The following is a 2,209-nucleotide window of genomic DNA, read 5'->3' as shown; positions in this document are numbered from 1 at the left end:
GCATCTGGTCATTCACGCACCTTTTGGATCCGCCATAAATCGCGCCTGGGGTTTGAGCCTGCGCAAGTGCTTCTGTCGCAAATTCAACTTCGAACTGCAGGCCGCGGCGCTGGAAGACAGCATCGTGCTGTCACTGGGGCCAACGCACAGTTTCCCGCTCGATGAGGTCGCGCATTACCTCAAGGAAGAAACGGTGCGCGAGGTATTGATTCAGGCGTTGCTGGATGTGCCCTTGTTCGCCACGCGCTGGCGCTGGGTCGCCAGCATCGCGCTGGCGGTGCGCCGCAACCGCGCGAGCGGGCGCGTACCGCCGCAACTGCAGCGCATGGACGCCGAAGACCTGATCGCGGTCGTGTTCCCCGATCAGCTTGCGTGCGCGGAAAATCTGACCGGCAAGCGGGAGGTGCCCGATCATCCGCTGGTCGAACAAACTCTGATCGATTGCCTGCACGACGCGATGGATGTCGAGGGGCTGGAGTCCGTGCTCAAGCATCTGGAAAACGAGGACATTAAGGTGCTGACGCGCGATTTGGCGGGGCCCTCACCGCTCGCTCAGGAAATTCTGAGCGCACGCCCTTACGCTTTTCTCGACGACGCGCCGGCCGAGGAGCGTCGCACGCAAATGGTGCAGGCCCGCAGCTTTACCAATCCCGAAGACGCGGCGCGGCTGGGAGAACTTGACGCGGACGCGATCGCGCAGGTGCGTGCGCAGGCGTGGCCGGAGGTCGCCAGTGCCGATGAACTGCACGATGCACTGATGATGCTAGGTTTCGTGGTTGCCGACGAAGCCGGCCCCGGCTGGCGCTGCTGGCTGGATGAGTTGACGGCGACCCGGCGGGCAACGGTCATGAACGCACCGCTTGCAACCCTGTGGGTGTGCGCGGAGCGGCTTGCGCTGTTGCGAGAAGTATTTCCCGAAGCTGTACTTACGCCGCCGATCGAAGCCGTATCGCCGACCGGCGCGGTTGCGGCAAGCGATCGCGAGACGGCAGTAACCGAATTGATTCGCGAGCGTCTGCAAGGGCTGGGGCCGGTACGCGCAGATGCGCTTGCGAGTTCGCTGGGTCTGCAGGTTGGCGAGATCGACGCTGCACTCGCCGAGCTTGAAAGCGAAGGCTTTGCCATGCGCGGACACTTCAATCCCGGCGCGTCCGCCATCGAGTGGTGCGAGCGGGGTCTGCTGGCGCGCATCCATCGCTACACGCTCAAGCGTCTGCGCCAGGAGATAAAACCCGTTCCGCCGGCCAGTCTGATGCGCTTTCTGTTCGACTGGCAAGGCGTCAAATCAGCCCGGGCTGCCGCATCAGTGGAGCTGGCTGAAGGAGAAGCGGCGCTCGCCACCGTGCTGTCGCAGCTTGAAGGTTTCGAACTTGCGGCCGGCGCCTGGGAAGCGGAAGTCCTGCCGGCGCGTTTGCGGACTTACGAGCCGGCCTGGCTGGATAATCTGTGCGCCGCCGGCCGCATACGCTGGGCGCGGCTCAGCCCACCGTCGGGGCATGACAAATCACGGCGCGCGGCGGGTGTGGGCCCGGTGCGTGGTACACCGATCGCGCTGGTCAGTCGTCAGGGGCTGCGTCATTGGCGTGGTTATAGAGAACTCGCTTCCGAGCTTAAACTTTCACACGGTGCGCGCGATGTGCTGGAACGACTGGAACACTCCGGTGCGCTGTTTTTCGACGAGATCCACGACGCGACCGGGCTGCTCCGCACGCAACTCGAACAGGCGCTGTCCGAGCTGGCGGCGGCGGGGCTGGTCAGCTCCGATTCATTCGCGGGATTGCGATCATTGCTGCTGCCGGCCAGCCGCCGCAAACCCATCGATGCCAGACGCCGCCGTCGCGGTGCATTCAACGGTATTGAGGATGCGGGCCGCTGGTCGCGATTAGTGGCGCCTCGCGCGACGAAAGAAAAAACCGTCGATCGCCGCGCCAGCGAAGAAACCGTGGCATATGTCGCCGCGTGTCTGCTGCGCCGTTACGGTATTGTGTTCCGCGCGCTGTTGCTGCGCGAAGACGGTATTCCGCCGTGGCGCGAGCTGTTGTACGTCTATCGGCGCATGGAGGCGCGGGGCGACGTGCGCGGCGGACGCTTCGTCGAAGGCTTTTCGGGCGAGCAGTTCGCGCTGCGGGATGCGGTGGGCCTGCTGCGCGAGATCAATCGCCGGCCGGCTGAAGGCGAGTTGATTGCCATTAGCGCCGCCGATCCGCTC

The 2,209-nt window shown here is 64.5% G+C and carries 1 protein-coding gene; it reads left to right on the top strand.

The window, feature by feature from the left end; all coding sequences use genetic code 11:
- The coding region (locus H0V34_10690) for an ATP-dependent DNA helicase (protein MBA2492133.1) at positions 1-2,209 on the top strand (2,209 nt) is incomplete at both ends.

This window comes from Gammaproteobacteria bacterium (assembly GCA_013696315.1).
GTDB lineage: Bacteria > Pseudomonadota > Gammaproteobacteria > JACCYU01 > JACCYU01 > JACCYU01.
The sequence above is the reverse complement of the archived record's forward strand: the minus strand, read 5'-3'. Positions and strand labels throughout refer to the sequence as shown.